At 64.7% G+C, this 484-nt stretch carries 1 protein-coding gene; it reads left to right on the forward strand.

All coding sequences use genetic code 11. From position 1 onward, the window contains the following. Positions 1 to 484 (forward strand): cadherin-like domain-containing protein (locus E1180_RS00075; protein WP_196220469.1); only part of this gene is annotated, 484 nt, incomplete at both ends.

Raw genomic sequence — 484 nt, forward strand, 5'->3', positions numbered from 1 at the left:
GTGGAGCTTTGATCCGAGCCATGCAGCTTATCAGCATCTGGCAGCTGGCCAGCCGCAGCAGCTCACGATCCCAGTGACCGTCACCGACCGCACAGGGGCGACCGATACCGAAAACCTGGTCATCACGGTCACAGGCACCAATGACGGGCCTGCGGTCACCGGACCGGTCGATCTTGGTAGCGGCACCGAAGACAAGGCGGTGGCAATCACCGCCGCACAGCTTCTGGCACATGCTTCGGACATCGATACGGGCGACACGCTGTCTGTCACAGGCCTATCCGCGAGCCATGGCACGATCACCGGCGATGCGGCCCAGGGCTTCACCTTCACGCCGGACCCGGACTACAACGGCCCGGTCACACTGAGCTATCAGGTCACCGACGGTCATGGCGGCAGCGTGGCCCAGAGCGCCTCCCTGACCCTCGGTGCAACACCGGATGCCGCCGTCATCACCGGCACCGACACTGGGGATGTCACCGAGGAC

The sequence above is a fragment of the Roseibium denhamense genome (assembly GCF_009711415.1).
In the GTDB taxonomy this organism is placed as follows: Bacteria; Pseudomonadota; Alphaproteobacteria; order Rhizobiales; family Stappiaceae; genus Roseibium; species Roseibium denhamense.